Source organism: Vibrio sp. STUT-A11 (assembly GCF_026000435.1).
Classification (GTDB): Bacteria; Pseudomonadota; Gammaproteobacteria; order Enterobacterales; family Vibrionaceae; genus Vibrio.
The window spans coordinates 1,334,028-1,356,084 of record NZ_AP026764.1 but is presented as its reverse complement, the minus strand read 5'-3'; the positions used below and the strand labels follow the sequence as shown (position 1 = coordinate 1,356,084).

The 22,057-nt window shown below is 45.6% G+C and carries 22 protein-coding genes; 4 read left to right on the top strand and 18 right to left on the bottom strand.

What is annotated here, in order from left to right:
• Positions 1 to 183: 183 nt before the first annotated feature.
• The 10 genes from OO774_RS21735 to OO774_RS21690 form a co-directional block, all read right to left on the bottom strand.
• Complete coding sequence (locus tag OO774_RS21735) at positions 184 to 912, bottom strand: amino acid ABC transporter ATP-binding protein (RefSeq protein WP_264906670.1); 729 nt, start codon at positions 910 to 912, stop codon at positions 184 to 186.
• Positions 899 to 1,549 (bottom strand): amino acid ABC transporter permease, encoded by a 651-nt coding sequence (locus tag OO774_RS21730; RefSeq protein WP_014234125.1) that lies wholly within the window; start codon positions 1,547 to 1,549, stop codon positions 899 to 901. Before OO774_RS21730 ends, OO774_RS21735 begins: the two co-directional genes overlap by 14 nt.
• Before the next feature lie 12 nt (positions 1,550 to 1,561).
• Complete coding sequence (locus OO774_RS21725; protein WP_014234124.1) at positions 1,562 to 2,230, bottom strand: amino acid ABC transporter permease; 669 nt, start codon at positions 2,228 to 2,230, stop codon at positions 1,562 to 1,564.
• A 12-nt stretch (positions 2,231 to 2,242) separates the two neighbouring features.
• Positions 2,243 to 3,034, bottom strand: coding sequence for a transporter substrate-binding domain-containing protein (locus OO774_RS21720; RefSeq protein WP_264906668.1), 792 nt, complete (start codon positions 3,032 to 3,034; stop codon positions 2,243 to 2,245).
• A gap of 372 nt (positions 3,035 to 3,406) precedes the next feature.
• A complete protein-coding gene (locus OO774_RS21715) occupies positions 3,407 to 4,222 on the bottom strand; it encodes a MurR/RpiR family transcriptional regulator (protein ID WP_264906667.1) in 816 nt (271 codons plus the stop codon).
• A gap of 364 nt (positions 4,223 to 4,586) precedes the next feature.
• The gene (locus tag OO774_RS21710) at positions 4,587 to 5,321 is read right to left on the bottom strand and encodes a beta-ketoacyl-ACP reductase (RefSeq protein WP_264906665.1); all 735 of its coding nucleotides are present in this window, start codon (positions 5,319 to 5,321) and stop codon (positions 4,587 to 4,589) included.
• Positions 5,322 to 5,361: 40 nt separating this feature from the next.
• Complete coding sequence (locus OO774_RS21705) at positions 5,362 to 6,927, bottom strand: CoA-transferase (protein ID WP_264906664.1); 1,566 nt, start codon at positions 6,925 to 6,927, stop codon at positions 5,362 to 5,364.
• A gap of 95 nt (positions 6,928 to 7,022) precedes the next feature.
• Positions 7,023 to 7,961, bottom strand: coding sequence for a LysR family transcriptional regulator (locus tag OO774_RS21700; protein ID WP_264906663.1), 939 nt, complete (start codon positions 7,959 to 7,961; stop codon positions 7,023 to 7,025).
• Positions 7,961 to 8,590 carry a response regulator transcription factor gene (locus OO774_RS21695; RefSeq protein WP_014234118.1) on the bottom strand — a complete coding sequence of 210 codons (630 nt, stop codon included), beginning with the start codon at positions 8,588 to 8,590 and terminating at the stop codon, positions 7,961 to 7,963. Before OO774_RS21695 ends, OO774_RS21700 begins: the two co-directional genes overlap by 1 nt.
• The gene (locus OO774_RS21690; RefSeq protein WP_264906661.1) at positions 8,587 to 9,972 is read right to left on the bottom strand and encodes a cache domain-containing protein; all 1,386 of its coding nucleotides are present in this window, start codon (positions 9,970 to 9,972) and stop codon (positions 8,587 to 8,589) included. The genes OO774_RS21695 and OO774_RS21690 overlap by 4 nt, the downstream gene beginning before the upstream one ends.
• A 210-nt stretch (positions 9,973 to 10,182) precedes the next feature.
• Here OO774_RS21690 and OO774_RS21685 point away from each other — a divergent pair, with 210 nt between their 5' ends.
• The 3 genes from OO774_RS21685 to OO774_RS21675 are packed head-to-tail and all read left to right on the top strand — an operon-like array spanning position 10,183 to position 13,221.
• A complete protein-coding gene (locus OO774_RS21685; RefSeq protein WP_264906659.1) occupies positions 10,183 to 11,256 on the top strand; it encodes a TRAP transporter substrate-binding protein in 1,074 nt (357 codons plus the stop codon).
• 50 nt (positions 11,257 to 11,306) lie between these two features.
• Positions 11,307 to 11,849, top strand: coding sequence for a TRAP transporter small permease subunit (locus OO774_RS21680; RefSeq protein ID WP_264906657.1), 543 nt, complete (start codon positions 11,307 to 11,309; stop codon positions 11,847 to 11,849).
• Positions 11,836 to 13,221 (top strand): TRAP transporter large permease subunit, encoded by a 1,386-nt coding sequence (locus OO774_RS21675; RefSeq protein ID WP_264906655.1) that lies wholly within the window; start codon positions 11,836 to 11,838, stop codon positions 13,219 to 13,221. The genes OO774_RS21680 and OO774_RS21675 overlap by 14 nt, the downstream gene beginning before the upstream one ends.
• A 96-nt stretch (positions 13,222 to 13,317) precedes the next feature.
• Here the strand turns inward: OO774_RS21675 and OO774_RS21670 are convergent, their stop codons facing one another.
• The 6 genes from OO774_RS21670 to OO774_RS21645 all read right to left on the bottom strand — a co-directional run bounded on the left by OO774_RS21670 (position 13,318) and on the right by OO774_RS21645 (position 19,047).
• Complete coding sequence (locus OO774_RS21670) at positions 13,318 to 13,569, bottom strand: DUF2999 domain-containing protein (protein WP_264906654.1); 252 nt, start codon at positions 13,567 to 13,569, stop codon at positions 13,318 to 13,320.
• A gap of 134 nt (positions 13,570 to 13,703) precedes the next feature.
• Positions 13,704 to 14,090: a MazG nucleotide pyrophosphohydrolase domain-containing protein gene (locus OO774_RS21665; protein ID WP_264906652.1), complete on the bottom strand. Its 387-nt coding sequence runs from the start codon at positions 14,088 to 14,090 to the stop codon at positions 13,704 to 13,706.
• Between the two features lie 43 nt (positions 14,091 to 14,133).
• The gene (locus tag OO774_RS21660; RefSeq protein WP_264906650.1) at positions 14,134 to 14,559 is read right to left on the bottom strand and encodes a PaaI family thioesterase; all 426 of its coding nucleotides are present in this window, start codon (positions 14,557 to 14,559) and stop codon (positions 14,134 to 14,136) included.
• Positions 14,560 to 14,673: 114 nt separating this feature from the next.
• On the bottom strand, positions 14,674 to 14,949 hold the full coding sequence (locus tag OO774_RS21655; protein ID WP_264906649.1) for a nitrogenase-stabilizing/protective protein NifW: 276 nt from the start codon (positions 14,947 to 14,949) through the stop codon (positions 14,674 to 14,676).
• 189 nt (positions 14,950 to 15,138) lie between these two features.
• Positions 15,139 to 17,310, bottom strand: a complete 2,172-nt coding sequence (gene katG, locus OO774_RS21650) for a catalase/peroxidase HPI (protein WP_264906647.1) — start codon at positions 17,308 to 17,310, stop codon at positions 15,139 to 15,141.
• Positions 17,311 to 17,505: 195 nt separating this feature from the next.
• Entirely contained in the window at positions 17,506 to 19,047 is a 1,542-nt protein-coding gene (locus OO774_RS21645; protein WP_264906645.1) for a glutamate synthase-related protein, read from the bottom strand.
• 153 nt (positions 19,048 to 19,200) lie between these two features.
• Between OO774_RS21645 and OO774_RS21640 the strand changes: the two genes are divergently transcribed.
• A complete protein-coding gene (locus OO774_RS21640) occupies positions 19,201 to 19,680 on the top strand; it encodes a YbaK/EbsC family protein (RefSeq protein WP_264906644.1) in 480 nt (159 codons plus the stop codon).
• Between the two features lie 79 nt (positions 19,681 to 19,759).
• Here the strand turns inward: OO774_RS21640 and OO774_RS21635 are convergent, their stop codons facing one another.
• Both OO774_RS21635 and OO774_RS21630 read right to left on the bottom strand, forming a co-directional pair.
• The gene (locus OO774_RS21635; protein WP_264906643.1) at positions 19,760 to 20,452 is read right to left on the bottom strand and encodes a response regulator; all 693 of its coding nucleotides are present in this window, start codon (positions 20,450 to 20,452) and stop codon (positions 19,760 to 19,762) included.
• The gene (locus tag OO774_RS21630; RefSeq protein ID WP_264906642.1) at positions 20,449 to 22,023 is read right to left on the bottom strand and encodes a sensor histidine kinase; all 1,575 of its coding nucleotides are present in this window, start codon (positions 22,021 to 22,023) and stop codon (positions 20,449 to 20,451) included. Before OO774_RS21630 ends, OO774_RS21635 begins: the two co-directional genes overlap by 4 nt.
• Between the last annotated feature and the right edge of the window lie 34 nt (positions 22,024 to 22,057).

Below are 22,057 nucleotides of genomic sequence, written 5' to 3'. Positions count from 1 at the left end.
TCAAAGCACTTTGTTTGTGATCAGCGTGCATTTGTTTAATTATTATTCAGAACACGACTTTCACTAAGAATAGTCAGTCTAAGAGACTCAGCCCTACTCCCGACCACCTTGATGGCACTTCTTCAAAGAAAGGCAACCCACCAAATCCGCTGTTTTGGTGGGTTAGAAAATAGAACCTGTTTATTACTTCACCGCAGATAAAAAGCTACGCAGTTCTTCGGTTTGAGGTGCGTCGAAAACTACTTCACTTGGGCCACTTTCCCACACTTTCCCTTGGTTCATGAACACGACTCTATCGCCAACTTCACGGGCAAAGTTCATCTCGTGAGTAACCAAAATCAGCGTCATCCCTTCTTTCTTTAGCTGCTCTAGTACTTTTAGTACTTCACCAACTAACTCTGGATCGAGCGCAGAAGTGATTTCATCACACAACAGCACCTTTGGATTCATTGCTAGAGAACGCGCGATGGCAACACGCTGTTGCTGACCACCAGATAGGTTCGCTGGATAAGCATCAAATTTATCGGCTAAGCCAACCTTTTCGAGTAACTCTCTCGCCTGAGCCTCACAGGCTTTAGCGTCCTTTTTCAATACTAGCTTTGGCGCCAACATCACGTTCTCGCCCACGGTCATATGAGGGAAAAGATTGAAGCTTTGGAATACCATACCGACACTTCGGCTCAGCAGGCGCAGTTTATAGTCATCATCTTCTACGGCCTGACGGTCTACGATGATCGCGCCATCCTGATAGGTTTCCAGGCCATTCATACAACGCAATAACGTACTCTTTCCAGAACCACTGCGACCGATAATAGAGACAACTTCACCTGCCTCAACTTTCATGTCCACACCTTTGAGAACATGGTTTTCACCGAAGTACTTATGTACTTGATCAACACTAACGAGAGACATAGGTTTTTTTCTCCAAATGACGAGCCAATAATGACAGAGGGAAACAGATAACAAAGTAAAGTACGGCGACCATGGCAAACACTTTAAAGGGTTGGAATGTCGCGTTATTCAGCATGGTTCCGGCTTTGGTTAACTCGACAAAACCAATGATCGAAGCGAGCGCGGTGCCTTTAACAATTTGTACCGAGAAGCCAATTGTCGGTGCGATGGCAATACGATAAGCCTGAGGAATGATGACATTACGCATGGTCTGCATGTAATTGAGACCCAGTGTACGACATGCTTCCCACTGACCTTTAGGTAGCGCCTCAATACAACCACGCCAAATGTCGTGAAAATAGGCGCTGCTGTATAGCGTTAATGCCAACGCAGCGGCGGACCACGCACTGACTTCTATCCCCAGCAGAGATAAACCGAAAAAAGCCATAAAGAGCTGCATCAGAAGTGGCGTTCCCTGAAAAAGCTCAACATACAGTTGAATGCCTTTTCCAAGATGAATATTCTTCATACTTCTGAGTAAAGTAAGTCCAAGCCCTACCAGACCACCACCTATAAAGGCAATAATGGATAGCAGTACGGTCCAACGCGCTGCAAGTAGTAAGTTGCGCAGAATGTCCCAGTCTGTAAATTGCATCATAATCGTCTTCTCCTACAGCGCTGGGTTTTTGAATACGCGAGCTTTGATCAATGCAAACAACTGACGCATTAAGATCGCAAGGACAAGGTAAATCAGTGCAGTAACAGCATAAGATTCAAAACTTAAAAAGGTTCTGGACTGCACAAAGTTCGCCGCAAAGGTCAGCTCCTCGACTGAAATCTGAGAAACAACGGCAGAGCCGAGCATGACGATTATGCACTGACTGACCAATGCTGGATAAACCTTCTGATAAGCCGGCGGCAATACGATTCGAGTAAAAATTTGGCGTCTGGTTAAGCCTAACGTTTTACCCGCCTCCCATTGACCTTTAGGTGTTGCATCGATACCTGCCCGGATGATCTCCGCACTGTAGGCACCAAGGTTAAACACCATCGCGATGAAGCCTGCCTCCCACGCGCTTAGCTTGACACCTAACGCTGGTAAACCAAAAAAGATGAAAAATAACTGAACAATGAACGGGGTATTACGTGTTAACTCGATATAAGTCGCACATAACCAACGTAACCATGCTTGCTTACTTGTGCGTCCTGCTGCGCACAATGTTCCCACAGCCAGCCCAGCAACGGTTGAAATAACGGTTAACTCGACGGTTGTCCTTAAACCTGCCACAAACTGTGGCAGGTAGGGAGCCAAGCCAGTAAATTCTAACTGGTAACTCATTGAACTTATTCCTTATGCGCCAAGATCTTTAGGGAAAGGCGCTTTCAACCATTTTTGCGATAGTGACTCTAGCACCCCTTCAGCTTTCGCTTTTGAAATAAGCTTGTTCACTTCTTCGACAAGCTCAGTTTCACCTTTCATTACACCCACATAACACGGAGAGTTCTTCAGCATGAACTTCGCTTCAGGTGCTTTAGCTGGGTAACGAGTAGCGATTTCTGTGACGACTAGGTTGCCCGTTGCAATGAGGTCAATCTGACCAGATAGGAAAGAAGACAATGTCGCGTTGTTATCTTCAAAACGCTTGATCGTTGTCGTCTCTGGCGCAATTTTGCTTAGCTCGATATCTTCAACAGAGCCACGCGTTACACCAATGGTTTTATCAGCAAGCTCTGCTGCTCCGGCGACGTTCTCATCTGAAGTGCCGAACACGCCGAGGAAAAACGGAGCGTATGCTTCGCTGAAGTCGATCGCTTTTTCACGCTCTGGGTTTTTCCCCATACTGGAAATTACCAAATCAACTTTTTGAGTTTGTAGATAAGGAATGCGGTTTGCACTGGTAACGGGTACTAACTCCACTTTCACGTTGAGTTCTTTGGCCAGATATTTGGCCATATCAATGTCATAACCTTGTGGCTTTAAATCCGTCCCGACAGAACCAAAAGGAGGAAAGTCTTGTGGTACCGCAACTTTGAGTACCGCTTTTTCTTTAATGGCTTCCAACTGGTTTGCAGACGCAGCAGAAACGTTGGTAACTAATGCCGCAGCAACCGCGACTAAAGACACTAACTTAGATAATTTCATGGCTATTTCCCTATACAAATAAGATACGATTGAAACACTTATCTAGTACACTGCAACGATCGTACCCATTTGAAAAAGATTTATATTTGACTGATTTTTAAAGAAAATATTTTTATTAAGCATTTGAAATTGGATAATTTGATCATATTAACCAAAAAGTGGGGATCATTTTTGGTGCAATAACCACCATTATGTAGCAAAGCCATTCTACTTTTCGACGCAAACGGGATCGCATCACTTCCTTAGTGATCTTTCTTGTAATTGAGTAGTGAAGAGAAACAAAGGTGAATGAAAATAGCTGTGACTAAATGCAGCCACAGCTATTTATTAAGTAGGAAAGATTGAGTTGGGATAACACGGCTAATGGGCCATTTATTCCAATTCGCTCAACTGATGATAATTAGCGCTGATCGTTTGACTGAGGTTTGAAGCCTCTTCTTTTAGCAATATAAAAGTTTCATTTACAAAGTAGTGAATAAGACTCATCGGAACCGCGTAACTGTCTAGTGGTAGTTCATTATTCATATAGCAAACGAAAACCTCGTTTACCGTCGACGCATACTTCTGCCCCGATTGATCGGTGATCAATAAACAATCATAGGGTTTAAGAAACTCAACAATTCGCTCAAAGTTCGCAACGCGACGACGAATACCGAACAAAATGACAAAGTCGTCTTCGTTTATCGACGCTAAATCTTCACCAATGGTTTGTCCCGGAAGAGGCAACAGCTCGACGCCCTGACGACATTGGGCTAGTTGTTGGCGAAAATGCATGGCTAATGGATAGCTATTACGATAACCAATAATTTTTATCCGCTTTGCAGTCGCTAGCTTTCTGATAATGTGCGTAGTGTTTCCTTCCGCTAACTGCATCCATAACTTTTCTAGCGAAATTGCATCCTGGCAAAAGCCTGTATCCTGCAGCTCACCAGTGATTACCGGGTTGCCTTTATCCCGCTCAGACATCATCTCATTTCTCAACGCGACATGATCGTTATAACCAAGTTTGCGAATAAAACGGCTGACACTTGTCTTGGATACCAAGCATTCCTCAGCAATTTCACTGGTAGATAACATCAGTATTTTTTCGGGGTTCACCTGAAGGAAATCCGCAATCCTTCTATTCCCCTCACTGAGTGAAGAGTAATGCTCCGTAATACGGGCACTTAATGAGTTGTTGTTCGTCATTAGCTATTGTCCGGTCACTCTGTTAACGACGTCATCGTTAATGTACATTTCTGACTTTCGTGTTCCAAACGAGCCAAACCTTTCACAGCTTTATTCTGCCAGAAAGAAGCGATTGAAACACCAAAGCTAAATCACTGCAACGATTGTACCACTCGAAAGAAAAACAGTAACTTATTGATTTTTAATAATCTAAACTTCAGAAAGTTGCGACTTTTGCCTAACGACGAACTTGTGCAAAAGAATCGTTCGCGTTTACGTGCACGATTCACCAAAATGGGGCGACCGATATCTCTCTACGGCGAGACTGGTTTATCTGCAAACCGCGAGGTTATCATGTCGCTCTCCAACGGTTATCTTCATGACGTTACAAAACTAAGCCGCCATCGATCTTTAACACCTGACCAGTAATAAAGCTAGACTTGTCACTGGCCAAAAATTCGACGCCATTGGTGATATCTTCTGAGGTGCCCATTCTGCCGAGCGGTGTCTTCTGTTTCATGAGTTCGAGGACTTTGGTAGGTAAGTCGGCTGTCATCGGGGTCTCAATAAAACCAGGAGCAACACAGTTAGCGCGAACTTGGGCACCTTTACGAGCAAACTCTTTAGCCCAGCCTTTCGTCATCGCGATCACGCCACCTTTGGTTGCTGCGTAGTTAGACTGTCCAATATTACCGTCGGTCCCCACTACCGAAGACATGGTGACAATAGAGCCATAATTGTTTGCCATCATAATTGGTGCAACTGCTTGAGTGAGATTAAAAACACCTTTGAGGTTAACGTCGATCACCAAGTCCCAGTCTTGTTCCGTCATTTTTTCCAATAGTGCGTCGCGGGTAACTCCAGCGTTATTCACTAACACATCGATTCGACCATGGGTTTCTCTGATGTTTTCAACCAAAAGTTGAATGGCCTGTCTGTCACAAATATTGATGACCACTGGTTTAACATTTTCGTTGTCACTAAACGCACTTTGCAAAGTTTGAGCGTTGACATCCAAGGCGTAAACACACTGTGCGCCATTGTTGGCAAATCGTTCCACAATCGCTCGGCCGATACCTTGCGCCGCGCCAGTGACTAAGCAGACTTTGTTTTCAAACATATCCTAATCCTTTGGTAGAAATTAAATAGTTATCCAGCATTTATAAAGTAAGTTCGAATGATGGCTGGAAGATGGCATTTGGCATTACTTTCAGTGACGGGCTGATGACAGGTGTGAACTCCATCCGCTGAAGGATGTCTTTGTCTAAATCCACCCCAGGGGCGATTTCAATCAGCTCTAATCCAGACGGAGAGAGTTGGAACACGGCACGCTCAGTAATGTACATTACCGGTTTATTTTTGTTTAATGCTTGGGCTGCGCTGAAAGTGATTTGCTCAACCCGCTTGATGAACTTCTTCTGCTTCCCTTCTTGGGCGATACTAACAGCCTGATTGTCCACTTCCACTGCTAGGCCTTGCGCGGTAAAGGTGCCACAGAAGTAAACCTGTTTGGCGTTTTGAGTAATGTTAATAAAGCCGCCACAGCCAGCGATTTTACTACCAAAGCGTGATACGTTTATATTCCCAGTAACGTCACTTTGCGCCAATCCGAGAAAGGCTTGGTCAACACCACCACCATCATAAAAATCAAACATCTGGTCTTGGCCGATAATCGCCTGAGGTAAACGAGCAGCACCAAAATCGAGACCGCTTTGCGGCATCCCACCTACTGCTCCGGGTTCTACGGTTAAGGTAAATTGATCAAGTATGTCGGCTTGCTTAGCGACCTCAGCAATGTATTCCGGCGTACCAATGCCCAAATTGAGAATGGAGTTGGGTTTAAGCTCCATTGCCGCTCGGCGGGCAATGATGGTTTTTGCGTCAAGCTTTGATTGGGTCGATGAGAATGAGTTTTTTGTGACGTTGTCACTTACATTTTCAATACCAACAAACTCGGGGTTCATCATGGTTGCGAAAGTTTGCATGTGCTCCGTTGGATCTTCACACACAACAACCGCATCGACGAAGATTCCCGGAATCTTAACCGCATGAGGGTCAAGTTTTCCGGCTGGCACTATTTGTTTGACCTGTACAATGACCTTACCGCCGTTGTTACGTGCCGCTTGTGCCGCCGCCAGACTTTCGACGATCAAGCATTCATCTTCCATGGTAATGTTGCCATTCTCATCTGCGGTCGTTCCGCGAAGGATAGACACCGTCACAGGTAGCTTATGATAAAAAAGATGCTCCTCTCCACCGAGCTCAATCAGTTCTACCCAATCATCGGACGTCGCCTGATTTATTTTTCCACCCTCTAAACGCGGGTCCACAAAGGTACCTAAGCCAACTTTACTCACGGTGCCCAACTTACCTGCCGCCGTATCTCGGAGTAAGTGGGAGATGATACCCTGCGGTAAGTTGTATCCTTGTATGAGGTTATCTACCGCTAACTGCTGAAGTTTAGGAACCAGCCCCCAGTGCCCGCCAATAGCGCATTTCACTAACCCTTGTTCCGCTAAGTGGTTGATTGCCCGGCCTTGACCGTCTCCTTGGCCTGCAGCAAATAACAGCGTTAAATCTCGCGGTGACTGAGTGTCTCTAAAACGTTCGCCTATTGCTCTTTCAATCGCTTCCGGTACTACGCTACCGATAAAACCACCCAGTAAGACCGCGTCGCCATCTTCAATCCACTCTGCCGCTTGTTCTGCTGTCAATTTAGTAACCACATTAACCTTCCTTAGTTACTGTACTTTATTGGTTTTCAGCTTAGTGCGATGTTACCCAGATGTTAATTGCAGAATTAGAGATTGAGAATTTCATATTAGGAATGATCGCATAGCTCTCCTACTCGTCTATAGAGGTATTCTTTGAAACCACTGCAACGCTCTGGCATTGGTGAGCGTGGACGGTAAAACATATTGATATCGAAACTGGCACAGTGGTGATCTTGCAGGATATGAACAAGCTCACCTCTCTCTATTGAGTCAGAGACCAAAGAGTGCGGAAGATAGGCAATGCCGGCGTGTTCCAAGGCAAGATCCAAGAGCATTTCACTGTTGTCACACTCCAGGGTGTCACAAATGGTCACGATTTCTACCTCTCCCTGATACTCAAAGCACCAACGATTCCCACCCACCAGCGTTCGAGCATACAAACAGCGATGTTGGCTGAGGTCTTGAGGATTTTCAGGCGTTCCATGCTGCTCCAGGTAGTATTTGGAAGCACACAAATACAAAGGCTCTCGTAACATGCGGCGCTTAACGAGTAACGAGTCTTTCTCTGGTTCACCCTGATAACTCGCGCTGGCACGAAAGGCAAAATCAACATTGAGAGGATCAAATTCCCCCGCTTCAATGAATATTTTGAAATTCACCTGCGGGTGCAGCGTCATATACTCTGCAACAATTTTAGTTAAATATTGCCGGGCGAATAAGGGCGTCGAAGAAAGCTTTATTTCACCCTGTTGTTCCTCTGCCAGATTTTGCACCTCTTCGCATAAACTGGCGATATCTGGCAGTAAAGGGGCGAATTTATCATACAGAAGCTGACCTGCTTGTGTGGTCACAAGCTGGCGAGTGCTTCGCTTTATCAGCTCAACCGACAGCGACTCTTCGAGCTCTTTCACCCAGCGGCTTCCTGCGGCAGGCGAGATCCCTTGCTGCAACGCGGCTTCTCGAAACGAGCCTAACCGGACAACCGCGCAGAAAAACACAATTTTATCTAGGATCGGCTGACGGCTCGACAGTAAGTTAGCGACCATCAGCTCACCAATCCTTTCTGCAGAGCGAGCTTAACCAAAGCTGCTGTCGAAGTGGCTCCGAGTTTCTTTTTGATCCGCAGCCGGTGCGTTTCTACCGTACGAACACTGATATGGAGCGAATCCGCAATTTCCTTGTTGCAGGCACCATTGGTGATCGCTTTGAGCACATCCGATTCTCGCTTTGACAGCGTGTTATCACTTGGTTCTGGTTTTTGGTTGATCTGTTCAAGAAGACGATCAGACGCCTGTGAACACAGATACGAGCGACCTTCCGCGACTTGGTTAATTGCCATAACTAACTCTTCTGAGCCAACGTCCTTTAATACGTAGCCCTTAGCGCCAGCTTTGATTGATCGCATAACGTAGTCACGACTATCATGCATAGAAAGCATAATTACTGCCGTTTTGCTGGCGCTTTTTGTCAGCTTCTCTAACACTTCAATCCCATTAAGCTTCGGCATATTAATATCAAGCAGCAACACGTCCGGTTTTAGGGTCAATGTACTATTCAAAGCATCCTTGCCATTTCCGACGCAATCTAGGATCTCCAAGTTATCTTCTCGTTCTAACCGTGATTTGAGCCCGTCTTGCATCAACCTATGATCATCGGCCAATACCAACTTAATCATATAAACTCCATGTTTAAACTCACACGAATCTCCGTGCCTTGTCCTGGTTCGCTATTGACCTCCAACATGCCGCCAATAGCTTGAATTCGTTCTTTCATATTTTGCAGCCCCATATGCTCTAGCGTCGATTGCTTGTTTTTATACGCTTTGAGATGGTTAGCAGGGATTCCGACACCATCATCGCTGACTGTCAGAATCAACATCCTTCCTTCACGCTGCATGATGATATCGACACCTTGCGCGTTGGCGTGTTTTTCAACGTTGTGCAACGCTTCCTGTCCGACTCGATAAAGAGTGGTTTCAACTTGAGGAAGAAACTCTTCACCTTCGATATCGTGTTCAAATATCACCTCTAATTGGGTACGCTCGCGTAACTCGTTCAGATATGCCTCTATACCTGCCACCAAGCCTAAATCATCCAACTGTGGTGGTCGCAAGTCTTTTGAGATGCGCCGAACTTCGACAATCGCCTGTTCCATAGCATTTTTACTCGCATCTAATTCAAGCTGTTTCTTTGCATCATCTTGCTCTTTAGTCACGTTATCTAAGCGATATTTGGCAGCCACCAGCAGTTGATTTACTCCGTCATGTAATTCGCGCGAGACTCGATGTCGCTCATTTTCCTGAGAATCAATAATCTGCTGGTTTAAGACGCTGAGCTGCTCGTTGGCTAAACGACGCATGTTTAGGTTCAGTGACGCCCCCAACCCAGCGATGACCGTAATTGCAACAAACATCAGTACAAAAAGCGCACTGCTGGTTTTTCCGATATTCTGATCGAAGCCATTTTCCATCTGCGCGACTTGTTTCTCGATATCGTCTATGTAGACACCCGTTCCAACCATCCATTGCCACTTATCAAGAGAAATCGCATAACTCAACTTGGGTAGTGGTTCTTTTGTCGATGGTTTATGCCAGAGATAATTAACAAACCCGCCCCCCGCTCGCCCTGCGTGAATCAGCTCCTGAAGCAGCTTTTTGCCCGTAAGATCTTCAACGCCCCACCAATTTCTACCAACCCTTTCTGGTTGATAAGGCAGGACTAGAGCATCACCTTGCCAGCTGTAGACAAAAAAGTATCCGTCTTCCCCATATGTGAGTTGGCTCAATTTTTCGGCCACTAGTTGCTTAGCGACTTGGGGAGGTAATGACGCATCTTCGTAGTATGGCTTGATACTTTTCACTGCCATTTCTACGTACTGCTTCAGCTCTTGCTTTTTGACCGATAAGACATTGAGTCGTGTTAATGCGACTTGGTCATCAACCAACTGTTTTGCCTGACTAAATAAGATACTTGCGACGATAACCACCACAACAACCAATGGAACGATTGAGAGTAATATGATGTTTATTGTAAGCCTGCGGTTGCTAACCAATCCCATTTTCCGAATCCGTTCTTATACGTAGTTTTACTGAATCTGCGTAGCAAAAACTGCACTTATTACCGACTCAATTTGCGCAATTTTGCTAATGGAGAGCGTCCAATCTCCCTCCTAAACTAAACCCCAATGTAACATTGCATTAACATCAATTAATACGCTCTGTTCACATTTAGCAATATTAACAAGGAATACCCAAACAAGGAGATCTCCATGAATCTTAAGAAAGTTGCCATTGCTACTGCGTTGATGCTCACCGCTTCTGGTCTTTCTGTTAGTGCTCAGGCTGCTGATAAGAAGATACTACTAAAAACCCCTATTGCTTTTGGTAGCCACCTTCCAGCTCTAGGTACCCCTATCCAATGGTTTGCAGACAGAATTGAACAAACCTCCGGTGGCACCATCAAAATGAAAATCTACGAGCCGGGTAAGTTGGTTAACCCACCGGAGATTCTTGATGCCGTATCCACGGGTAAAGTGAACGCTGGCTACGCCATTTCCGGTTACTGGCAAGGTAAACTTCCAGCTTCAGCAATTTTCTCGTCTATCCCTTTCGGCCCTGAAGCCCCTGAGTTTATGGCGTGGCTTTTCTTTGGTAACGGCTTGAAGCTCTACCAAGAGATGTACGACCAAGGCGGCTTCAATGTCAAAGTAATGCCATGTGCGATGAACTCTCCTGAAACATCAGGCTGGTTCCGCAAACCTATTGAAAAACCAGAGGATCTAAAAGGTCTCAATATGCGCTTCTACGGATTAGGCGCGTCTGTGATGGAAAAACTTGGTGTGGGTACAGTGCAGATCCCAGGTGGCGAGATCTTTGGTGCACTTGAGAAAGGTGCAATTGACGCCTCTGAATTTTCGCAACCGGCCGTTGATGACCGCTTAGGCTTCCACAAAGTAGCCAAGTACAACTACTTCCCAGGCTGGCACCAACAATCAACGGTATTTGAACTGTTGATCAACAAAGACACTTGGAATGGCATGAGTGCAACTCAGCAATCTGCAGTCGAAACCACGTGTATGGCGGCAATGACTTACTCGATCGCAGAAGGTGAAGCGATGCAATACGCTGCCATGGAAAAAGCGAAACAAAATGGTGTTGAGATTCGCTACTGGAACCAAGATATGTTGAATCTATTCAAAAACACCTGGATGGAAGTCGTGGAAGAGAAAAAAGCAGAAGACCCATTCTTCGACAAAGTTTGGACCGACCTGAACAATTTCCGTAAGGGTTACGCGTTGTGGTCTGCGAACGGCTTCCTGCCGCGTGAAACACAAAACCAATAGTCGATGTTAATACAAGGCCAGCGTCTCTCGCTGGCCTTTAGGAGTAGCCAATGAGCAAAGTGCTATATTCTTCCCCAACCGTCCCACTCTATTTTCAAATCGAGAGGCTGGTTATTTCCGCGAGTAAAGCGTTGGCCTGGACAAACCTCGCGTTAATAGCGGTTATCATCATTCAGGTCGTAATGCGCAAAGTCTTTTCCAACGGGCAAATTGCGCTTGAAGAACTGCAATGGCACCTCTATGCCACAGCAGTCATGTTCGGAACCGCGTATGCACAGGTGACCAATTTGCACGTTCGAGTTGACCTGTTTTATCACAAGTTCTCCGCTCGCAAAAAAGCCCTCGTCGACATACTCGGTATTCTGTTTCTTGCGGCACCATTCGTTGTTATCGTCATTCTCCATTCCTACGACTTCGCTTACGAAGCTTGGCGCGTCAACGAGAGTTCAGCCGCACCTTCCGGCTTACCTTATCGCTGGATGATAAAAGCCGTGATCCCTTTAAGCTTTAGCTTGCTGTTGCTCTCAATGGTGGCGAAATTATTACGCGATATGGATACCTTAATCAAAGGAGACGATCATGGAAGCGAATGAATGGATTGTAATCGCCATGTTTGGCTCGTTCATCCTGCTGTTATTCACTGGTATTCCCGTAGCGTACGTGCTTGGTGGGATTGGCATCGTCTTCGCGGCAATCGGTTATTTTGCCGATCTCTATCTTGATACGTTTACCGGGCTCGATTACACCACCCTCGGTCTCGTTGTTAACCGTATTTATAAGGTGATGGATAACTGGATATTAGTTGCCCTGCCGATGTTTATCTTTATGGGCAACATGCTCGATAAGTCTGGTATTGCCGAAAAACTGATGACCTCGATGCAGGCGCTATTCGGCAAAGTACACGGTGGTTTAGCGATTACCGTGATGGCGATTGGTATCATACTCGCCGCCTCTACAGGCATCATTGGTGCATCGGTTGTGCTGTTAACAGTGATGTCTCTGCCGAGTATGATGCGTCAGGGCTATCATCTTCCTCTGGCACTTGGGACGGTCGCCTCAGCAGGTACATTAGGCATACTGCTTCCACCTTCCATCATGTTGGTGATTATGGCCGACCAACTTGGGTTGTCGGTTGGCGATCTGTTTATGGGCGCGATTATGCCGGGTCTGTTACTGGGCAGTTTATACATTATGTATATCCTTACCGTTGGCAAAATGACACCTAGCAAAGCACCCATTCCAGAAAATGTAGAGCCTGTTGACTGGAACCTTATCTTACAAGTATTCAAAGATATCACACCGACCGTTATCCTGATTTTCTGTGTGTTAGGTTCGATATTTGCGGGTATTGCTACTCCAACAGAAGCTTCTGGCATAGGCGCTTTAGGGGCAACATTACTTGCAGCTTATAACAAGAAGCTCAACTTAAAAGTTTTGAAGGAAGTAATGCTTTCTTCATACGGAACGACTGCCTACATATTCATGATCTTCTTGGGTGCTTCCTGCTTTGCTTTGGTACTAAGGGAGTTAGGCGGTGACGAACTGATCGAGTCGTTCCTGAGTGGCTTACCTTTCGGTCAATACGGCATTATCGCGTTTATTCTGTTAATCGTATTTTTGCTTGGATTCTTCCTCGACTGGATAGAAATTACCCTTATAGCGCTGCCTCTGCTAGCACCCGTGGTAGCAAGCTTAGGCATTGAGCTTGACGGTCATGGCGTGGTGGATAACCCAAGTTTGGTATGGTTTGTTATGCTCGTCGCAATGGCGCTACAAACCAGTTTCCTGACCCCACCGGTTGGCTTCGCTCTGTTCTACTTAAAAGGCGTTTGTCCTGAAGGTGTTTCCCTGAAGGATATCTATCGTGGTGTGATTCCGTTTATCGCGATTCAGTTAATCGCCTTAATCTGTCTGGTCGTATGGCCACAATTGGTATTGTGGTTCCCTAGTGTTGCCTATGGTTAACCGAGGTCGCTGACAAGCAAATAAAAATCGCGTAAAAATAAAGCCGCTAAAACGTAATATTTTAGCGGCTTTTTATATTTATTTGAGAAGACTCTGTTACTGCTGAAGTTTTTCTTTTGCTTCTACGACTTTTGAAAAGTCCAGACCTAATTCCTCTACGGCCTCTTTGATCATCACTGGGTTTTGCATCACCTGCGCCATTAGCGCTTGAAGTTGATCCTGAGGTAGACCCAACTGGCTGATAGTTGCCATTGCTGCAAGAGGGTTTTGCGTCAGCGCCTGAAATAGCTCATTAACTTGAGCATCACTAATATTGTTCTCTTTCAACATTGCAAGAATCGGGTTCATCAAATTACCTTTAATCACTAAGTAAAACAGACGTGTAGTTTAGCACTTGGTTTTGTCGGTTTATAGTAAGACATGGCTATTAAGACTTGTACGACTTTATGCTCAATACCGGAGCTTGATTGTAACCAAAGTTGCTATGCTTGCTTTCGAGCTTCTTGTTGCTCAGCCAACTCCTCACGCAATGCTTCTTTCTGCTTAGACTTAACCGTTTCCCAACTGCTGCCTGACTCGATAGCGGAAATGCGTTGTTCGTATTTATTACAAGCCCTATCCAGAACTTTCTTAGGGTCAATGCCTTTCTCTCTTTCCAGCGCTTTCAGCACATTCAAATAATTCCACAGCACATCACCAAGTTCATCTTCCAGGTAGCAGAGACGATCTTCAGCTATCTCTTCGCGTACCTCTTCCACTTCTTTTCCGATAGCAACCAGATAGGTCTCAACACCTTTAAACCAGGTATTGGTCAGATCAAACTCTGACTTCCTCGTCGCGATTGAGAGTAGTTCATCAAATTCTTTCATATTCCCTCCATGGAATCATCATTAGGTACGAGTATACGGTTAGCTATGTTTTAGGGCGAATAAATTTTCCTATTGCACTGACTCTGACTTCTTCATTGACACTTAGCTGAGCGACTAACTGATAAACGCCACGCTTTTCCCTTTCGCAATGCGCAGTTATTTCAATATGTTCCTTTAAAGCGATAGGCGCGTGATAGCGGACATCGAGCTGTGCTGTTAGTGCTTCGACACCCATCGACAATAGGCAGTTGGTCATCGCGCCATCGAGCAGTGAACTGGCAATACCACCATGCAACAACCCTGTGTAACCTTGATGACGGTTAAGCACATCGAATTTGCCAAAAATGGAATGATCCGATAGCTGTTGGTAATGGACGGATAAAGAGTGGGGATTGTTTTCAATTGGTGCGCACACTGCGCAATGGTTGTGGGACTGATGAGGTTTATGATGTTCAGTATCTGTTAGCATAATGGCACTTCACACGGTCTAAAAATGTGTAATTAGCATATGCCAAATACTCTAGCGTAAGTCGCGAGTAATCTATGTTTGCAGTATGTAGACATTCAACGCCGAATAATAGCCTTAGCGTCTTTGACACGACGTGCAGCCTCGACAGGCTGATCGAGTCGTTTTGTCCAGCAAGCCGCGTTGTACTTTGCAGTATGCATTTTTGAGTGCTCGACGTGCTGAGAACCAATCATCGGGCTTGGTCAAAATTAAATAGCCGTTAAATCGCTTTACTAATTCGGTGCGATGACTCTCGATAAACCGGCTGTCGAATTCGATCTCGAAATAATTCAGCGCCTCTTCTATGCGAGAGAAGCTAGCGATTTTGTCTTGAATAGCGTTTTGAGTCATAACTCTGGCACTTTGGTTGGTCGTTCAACGCAGTTTAATCGCTATTCATTCCGCTTTCTTTGATTTCCAGAAGGTTAATGTTCAGAACTGGTTTGATTATTAGATGGGATGCCTACAGTACCAATAAAAAAACAGGCGAACATTAAGTCCGCCTGTATGACATTTAATTAAAAGAACTCGTTTGTTTCCCTATAGATCAAAACGATCGGCATCCATCACTTTTGCCCACGCGTTGATGAAATCATGAACGAATTTTTCCTGATTATCATCTTGAGCGTACACTTCTGAGTAGGAGCGTAAAATAGAGTTAGAACCGAAAACTAAGTCGACTCTTGTTGCCGTCCATTTCACGGCACCCGATTTACGATCGACGATTTCGTACTGATTCTCACTCTTTGGTACCCAACTGTTTGCCATATCTGTCAAGTTGACAAAAAAGTCGTTTGACAGGGTGCCAACGCGGTCAGTAAACACGCCATCTGAACTGCCGCCATAATTGGTTCCAAGTACGCGCATACCACCAACGAGTACTGTCATTTCCGGTGCTGTCAGACCCATTAACTGCGTACGATCTAGCATCAATTCTTCTGGTTTGACCACATAATCTTTCATCAACCAGTTTCGGTATCCATCTGCCAAAGGTTCGAGAACTTCAAAAGACTCGACGTCAGTCATCTCTGGAGTCGCATCACCGCGACCAGGTGAGAACGGAACTGTGACATTGTAACCCGCTGCACGTGCCGCTAGTTCAACGCCAACGTTACCAGCAAGAACAATCGCATCTGCAACGCTACATCCTGATTCAGAGGCAATTTTTTCTAGAACAGGTAGCACTTTACTCAAACGTTGTGGCTCGTTACCTTGCCAATCTTTTTGCGGTGCGAGGCGAATTCGAGCACCATTTGCACCACCACGACGATCCGAGCCGCGGAATGTACGTGCGCTATCCCAAGCCGTGCTGACCAACTCACCAATGCTTAAACCACTCGCTTCAATCTTGGTTTTGACTGAATCAACATCATAGCTGGTGCTGCCTGCCGGAACTGGGTCTTGCCAAATCAGATCTTCAGCGGGAACGTCTGGCCCAAAGTAGCAAGATTTTGGTCCCATATCACGGTGAATAAGTTTGAACCAAGCACGAGCAAACGCATCTTCAAAAGCCGCTTGATCGTTTAAAAATCGTTCTGAAATTTTGCGATATTCCGGATCCACTTTCATTGCCATATCAGCATCTGTCATGATCGGGTTGTATCGTTTCGAGCTGTCTTCGACATCAACGGGTTTGTCTTGTTCGTCGATATTGACTGGTTCCCATTGATGAGCGCCAGCCGGGCTCATTTTCTGTTCCCAGTCGTACTTAAACAACAAATGGAAATAACCGTTATCCCACTTAGTCGGGTGCGTTGTCCATGCGCCTTCAAGGCCACTGGTCACGGCATCGCGCCCAATGCCACGTGTTTTGTGGTTCATCCAACCCAGACCTTGCTCCTCGAGATTTGCGCCTTCCGGATCTGGGCCAAGATTGCCCGCATCACCATTACCGTGACATTTACCTACGGTATGACCACCAGCCGTCAGTGCCACAGTCTCTTCATCGTTCATCGCCATACGCGCAAAGGTTACTCGTACGTCCGCCGCTGTTTTCAACGGGTCTGGGTTACCGTCAACGCCTTCGGGGTTCACGTAAATCAGGCCCATCATTACTGCAGCTAGTGGGTTTTCTAAGTCACGCTCGCCCGAATAACGTGTTCCTTTGCCTCCACTGGGTGCCAGCCATTCTTTTTCAGAACCCCAGTATGTATCTTGTTCAGGATGCCAGATATCTTCACGGCCGAAGCCAAAGCCAAAAGTTTTAAAGCCCATCGATTCATAAGCCATGTTCCCAGCCAGGAGAATAAGGTCTGCCCAGCTTATTTTGTTACCGTACTTCCTTTTGATTGGCCAAAGGAGTCGTCGTGCTTTATCTAAATTAGCGTTATCTGGCCAGGAGTTAAGCGGAGCAAAACGTTGGTTACCAGTTGCACCACCACCTCGACCGTCGGCAATGCGGTAGCTACCTGCGGCATGCCAAGCCATTCGGATCATTAGACCACCGTAGTGGCCCCAGTCCGCTGGCCACCAGTCCTGGCTGTCTGTCATTAGGTTTTTCAAATCTTTCTTCAACGCCTCGACATCTAACTTTTTCAATTCTTCTTTGTAATCGAAGTCGTGACCGTATGGATTTGTTTTGGAGTCATGCTGATGCAAGATGTCTAAATTTAACGCATTTGGCCACCAATCCATCACTGACTTGTCTGTCGATGTTTGTCCACCATGCATGACCGGACATTTGCCGACTGAACCGCCGCTTGTATCGCTCATAAAAACTCCTTTGTTAGGGGCACAGAAGCCACTAATAAAAAATATTCACTGGATTAAATGAACAGAAAACATTCATTTATAACAGCGTAGTCTATACACCGAATTGCGGATGAGTTTTTAGTCAATATTTTGTTCTATCCGAAATGGGTATGCATCACCAAATATGCCCCCATTTAGGGTTAAGCCCCATTACGTTTAAATGTCGGTGACTCCCGAATACTTTATTCCTGATAACTGTGCCATATTCCTGTCCCATGTAGCTAAATCATTGATGTTGAACTGACTAAGTGCATTGTGCCCACATGCTCTGGCCATCACCTGCATCAGCTCTGCGGAAGCATCAAAAAAGTTCTTCAATTGTTGGGAGGATTTGTCGATATCAAGACGCTGCCTTAGATCCAGTTTTTGTGTGGCAACCCCAGCAGGACAGTTGTTGGTGTTACAAATTCGTGCCGCTACGCAGCCGATAGATTGCATCGCACTGTTAGCAATGGCAACACCATCCGCCCCTAACGCCAAGGCTTTAACAAAGTCCATCGGTACTCTTAATCCGCCAGTCACAATCAACGTGACATTGTCACTAACACCCTTTTCATCCAAGTATTTGCGCGCACGAGCTAAAGCAGGAATGGTTGGTACACTAATGTGATCACGAAACATAGAAGGAGCAGAGCCAGTACCACCGCCACGACCATCAAGAATGATGTAATCCGCACTGGCTTCCAGAGCGAACTGAATATCTTGCTCGATATGATTTGCGCTGAGCTTAAAGCCAATGGGTATACCTCCGGTAATGGCACGTACTCTGTCAGCAAATTTCCTGAAATCTTGAACGGAATGAAGATTTCTAAATGTCGGAGGAGAAATCGCTGGTTCTCCTTCGGGAATACCACGTATTTCAGCTATTTTCCCTACGTTTTTACTGCCCGGCAGGTGTCCTCCGGTTCCCGTTTTCGCGCCCTGTCCGCCTTTAAAATGAAAAGCTTGTACACCATGCAATTTAGACTCGTCATAGCCAAATTGTGCGCTGGCAAGCTCGTAAAAATACCGTGAGTTTGCGGCTTGCTCTTCAGGCAACATTCCCCCTTCACCTGAACAAATTCCTGTACCGGCTAATTCTGCGCCTTTAGAGAGCGCAATTTTTGCCTCTTCTGATAACGCGCCAAAACTCATGTCCGAGACTAACAAAGGGATCGCCAATTTGAGAGGCTTACGTGCATTCGGCCCCACAATTAACTCGGTTGCGACTGGCACATCTTCCATCAATGGCTGAGTGGCCATCTGAGCGACCATAATTTGTATTGCGTCCCAATGTGGTAACAGATGTCTAGGCACCCCCATTGCTACCATTGGTCCATGATGGCCAAATTTAGATAGACCTTCTCGCGCCAGTTGGTGAATGAACTCCAAAGTAGGTTCTTCTTGTGTCGACGCCGCCGCTGGTTTTCCACTTTTCTCTTTTTTCACTTCAGGTGCTTCGTGCCCCACTTGATCTACCGTGAATTGTTTATGGGTACCATCGCAAAAAGGCGCGTTGGCGGTCTGCTTACAGCGACATAAGTACGCCTCTTCATCTTTTTCGGCAACAAAGCTCATCGGTTTCAAACCAGTTCCGGAATGTGAACCATCACAATAAGGTTGGCTTTTCGATCGCCCACAACGACAAAAATAGTATTCTTTCCCTTCCAGCAAATTGACTTTGATCGGCTTGTTGTCGGCGATAATTGGTTTACTCATGTTGCCTCCAGTTCAGTTATTGCCCGTCGTTCACGCAGGCTTTAACGTAAGCGTAGGACAGGCGCTTAATAAGCGTCATTGAACCGAGAGAAAATAAGCGATGACTTCACTTATCTCCTATACTCTTAAAGGTGTAATACACGTGGAGGTTTTATGACGATTGCAACCCGATTGGATCAATACCTGACTGATCACAATATTCACTTTCAAACAGTGAATCACAGCCACAGTCATAGCTCTCTTCAAAGTGGTGTATCTGCAGGTATACCTTTGATGAACTTGGCGAAAGCCGTGATCCTTGAAGATCACGACGGTCATCATATGATGGCGGTATTACCGGCCAACAATAAAATTAGCTTGTCGAGATTAAACGACGAGTTCAACGCTTCTTTCCACTTGGTTAAAGAAAGCATGGTTTATCGTCTTTTTACCGACTGCGAACATGGGGCGGTACCGCCAATTGGTAGCCCATACCACATGGCAACGGTGTGCGATGAAAGATTAGCAAATCTGGATCATGTCTATCTAGAAGCGGGTGACCATGAAACATTGATCAAACTAGACAGAGAGTCGTTTAAAGAATTGATGAACGACTGCAAATACCTAAGGTTCAGTAGTGAGGTTCTACATTGATATTCCCCCAAACCTCAAAGAAAAAGGCTCTTATTGAATTCTCTTTAAGAGCCTTTATTTTGCTTAAAATTTGATTCAGTTAATTTTCTGAGATGTGTTTATTGCGATACACCCGTGTTGGGCGCCCTACCTTGCCATGCTCTAGAAACGCCACCAAGTCTCCTTGTTCAACCGCTTTATCCAAATAGCGACGAGCCGTACTTTTACTGATCGGCAACTGTCCGGATACACTGGCAGCAGTATGTTCGATATTAATGTGAGTGAACAGGCCGATAACCTGTCGATACATAAAAGGGTCAAGCCCAGCAAGCTCGACCTGATTCAGTTCAACTGTGTTCGACTTGCCAGAATGAAACAGATCATCCAATTGAGACTGCCGAAAAGAACCTTGGCTGCTCATGTGATTTTTCACTTTTGCAAATCGCTGCAAGCTTTCAGTAAGGCGTGAATAGTCCATCGGCTTAATCAAATAATCAAACGCACCAAACCGATGAGCTTTTTGAACGGTATCAACATCATTTGCCGCTGTAACCAAAATGCACTCGGGCTTGTGTTCATTAGTGAGCCATTGATAGACCAGATCGACACCCAAGCCATCGGGAAGATAATTGTCGACGATGACCAAGTCTGGTTGCACTCTCTCGACTAACTGGCGAGCAATATGGACGCTACCAGCGATACCAACTACCTGATATTTTTCGACTTGTTCTACAAAGTGGTGATGCAGCTCAGCTATGCTAGGATCATCTTCTACAATCACAACTTTTATCATGCTATCTCCTTAGAAAAATACACGGTGAATGCCGTTTCTAATTCGTCGCTATCAAGTTCCATATGGCCGCGACCTTGCTCAACTACAGAGCGAACGATATGCATACCTACGCCATGTTCGGAATTGCTTAGTTTGCTGGTAAACCCAAGCTCGCACAAGGTTTCCAGTTCACTTTCAACCATCGGTCCATTGTTGACTATTTGGATAGTGTACTCGCACTCAGATTCTGAGATATGAATATCAACGCGACCATCCTCTTTTCCTTTCACAGCATCTAATGAGTTTTGTGCCAGATTACCTATCAAAGCGCACAACTGTTCTTCCGATAGACGCTTAGAGAGCCGACTCAAATCGCTTTGACAATCAATGCTGAAGGCAACATCGAGTTCATTTGCTTTACTCGCCTTCGCCAAAATCAACGCAGATAACGTAGGACGGCCCTTAAGAGCATTTAATGAATCCAGCTGTGACTGGCTGGCTTTGGCTTGCGACAAACAAACCGCTAATGCTTTTTCGTAGGCCCCCATCTGCAGTAAACCTGAAATCGTCGAGAGTTTATTTTGATATTCGTGCCGAGCCACTCTCATATTCTCCATGTACTGATTTACCTGACTAATTTTCTCTGAGAGTACATGCAGCTCATTTTGGTCACGCAAACTAAACACGGCACCATAAGGTTCTCCGGTTGAGGTTCGTAACGTTACTCGGTTCACCACCAAGTTTTTTCCATTCACGCGAATCAAACCATTGATGTAGTCTTCTCCGGCAAGAGAGAAGCTGGTTGGGTTATCAATACCATCAATGAATGCTTCACCGTGTTCTAGATTATAATTCAACATCGAACGAGCAGAATCATTAATCAGGTATACATGGCCTTTTGAGTTTATCGCGACTAACCCTTCATAAGTGGCTTCCAATACGCCTTGATAGGTTTTTAATGCTTGCTTAAGCTGCCAGGGTTCCATCTCTTGCATCTGTTTTCTGACATAGTGTGAGAACTTCCAGGACAACCAAATACAAATGCAAACTGCACCAAGCCCAAATACGAGCAAAGGTAACAGCTGTTCACTGGTCCATAAGTCGACCGTATCAATGAGGTATCCGACTTTGATCATTCCAATCACGTTGCCATCGTCAGACAAAATTGGCGAGATGTAACGAATAGAAGGACCTAAAGAGCCGATACCGTACGACAGATAAGAATCACCAGTGTTTAACGCTCTTTCGATATCGCCGCCAGTAACATGCAGGCCAATGCGTGCTTCAACCGGATGTGCCAACCTGATACCGTTTTTATCGCTAACGGTAATAAAGTCGGCATCACTTACCGCCTGAACTGCAGTAATGATCTCTGACACCGCTTCGGCTTTTCCAGATGAAACAGCGGTAACGAGACTGGGTAACAGAGATAGCTGCTGAGACTGGACTTGTGCTCGCAAACTGATTTGATGAGTGAGGACCTCATCCAATTGATACGCACTGTAACTCCACCAGCTCAGCATAACAAATAGCATCACGCCACTCAGTAATGCGGCCAATTGCTTGGTGAAGGTAAAAGAGGTGATAGCCACGTGAGAATTCCTAAAGATTACCTAGACCAAAGCT

Excerpts from the sequence above, each read along its gene's own strand:
- OO774_RS21735 (WP_264906670.1), bottom strand. The coding sequence starts at position 912 with ATGTCTCTCGTTAGTGTTGATCAAGTACATAAGTACTTCGGTGAAAAC.
- OO774_RS21730 (WP_014234125.1), bottom strand. The coding sequence starts at position 1,549 with ATGATGCAATTTACAGACTGGGACATTCTGCGCAACTTACTACTTGCA.
- OO774_RS21725 (WP_014234124.1), bottom strand. The coding sequence starts at position 2,230 with ATGAGTTACCAGTTAGAATTTACTGGCTTGGCTCCCTACCTGCCACAG.
- OO774_RS21720 (WP_264906668.1), bottom strand. The coding sequence starts at position 3,034 with ATGAAATTATCTAAGTTAGTGTCTTTAGTCGCGGTTGCTGCGGCATTA.
- OO774_RS21715 (WP_264906667.1), bottom strand. The coding sequence starts at position 4,222 with ATGACGAACAACAACTCATTAAGTGCCCGTATTACGGAGCATTACTCT.
- OO774_RS21710 (WP_264906665.1), bottom strand. The coding sequence starts at position 5,321 with ATGTTTGAAAACAAAGTCTGCTTAGTCACTGGCGCGGCGCAAGGTATC.
- OO774_RS21700 (WP_264906663.1), bottom strand. The coding sequence starts at position 7,961 with ATGGTCGCTAACTTACTGTCGAGCCGTCAGCCGATCCTAGATAAAATT.
- OO774_RS21695 (WP_014234118.1), bottom strand. The coding sequence starts at position 8,590 with ATGATTAAGTTGGTATTGGCCGATGATCATAGGTTGATGCAAGACGGG.
- OO774_RS21690 (WP_264906661.1), bottom strand. The coding sequence starts at position 9,972 with ATGGGATTGGTTAGCAACCGCAGGCTTACAATAAACATCATATTACTC.
- OO774_RS21685 (WP_264906659.1), top strand. The coding sequence starts at position 10,183 with ATGAATCTTAAGAAAGTTGCCATTGCTACTGCGTTGATGCTCACCGCT.
- OO774_RS21680 (WP_264906657.1), top strand. The coding sequence starts at position 11,307 with ATGAGCAAAGTGCTATATTCTTCCCCAACCGTCCCACTCTATTTTCAA.
- OO774_RS21675 (WP_264906655.1), top strand. The coding sequence starts at position 11,836 with ATGGAAGCGAATGAATGGATTGTAATCGCCATGTTTGGCTCGTTCATC.
- OO774_RS21670 (WP_264906654.1), bottom strand. The coding sequence starts at position 13,569 with ATGAACCCGATTCTTGCAATGTTGAAAGAGAACAATATTAGTGATGCT.
- OO774_RS21665 (WP_264906652.1), bottom strand. The coding sequence starts at position 14,090 with ATGAAAGAATTTGATGAACTACTCTCAATCGCGACGAGGAAGTCAGAG.
- OO774_RS21660 (WP_264906650.1), bottom strand. The coding sequence starts at position 14,559 with ATGCTAACAGATACTGAACATCATAAACCTCATCAGTCCCACAACCAT.
- OO774_RS21655 (WP_264906649.1), bottom strand. The coding sequence starts at position 14,949 with ATGACTCAAAACGCTATTCAAGACAAAATCGCTAGCTTCTCTCGCATA.
- katG (WP_264906647.1), bottom strand. The coding sequence starts at position 17,310 with ATGAGCGATACAAGCGGCGGTTCAGTCGGCAAATGTCCGGTCATGCAT.
- OO774_RS21645 (WP_264906645.1), bottom strand. The coding sequence starts at position 19,047 with ATGAGTAAACCAATTATCGCCGACAACAAGCCGATCAAAGTCAATTTG.
- OO774_RS21640 (WP_264906644.1), top strand. The coding sequence starts at position 19,201 with ATGACGATTGCAACCCGATTGGATCAATACCTGACTGATCACAATATT.
- OO774_RS21635 (WP_264906643.1), bottom strand. The coding sequence starts at position 20,452 with ATGATAAAAGTTGTGATTGTAGAAGATGATCCTAGCATAGCTGAGCTG.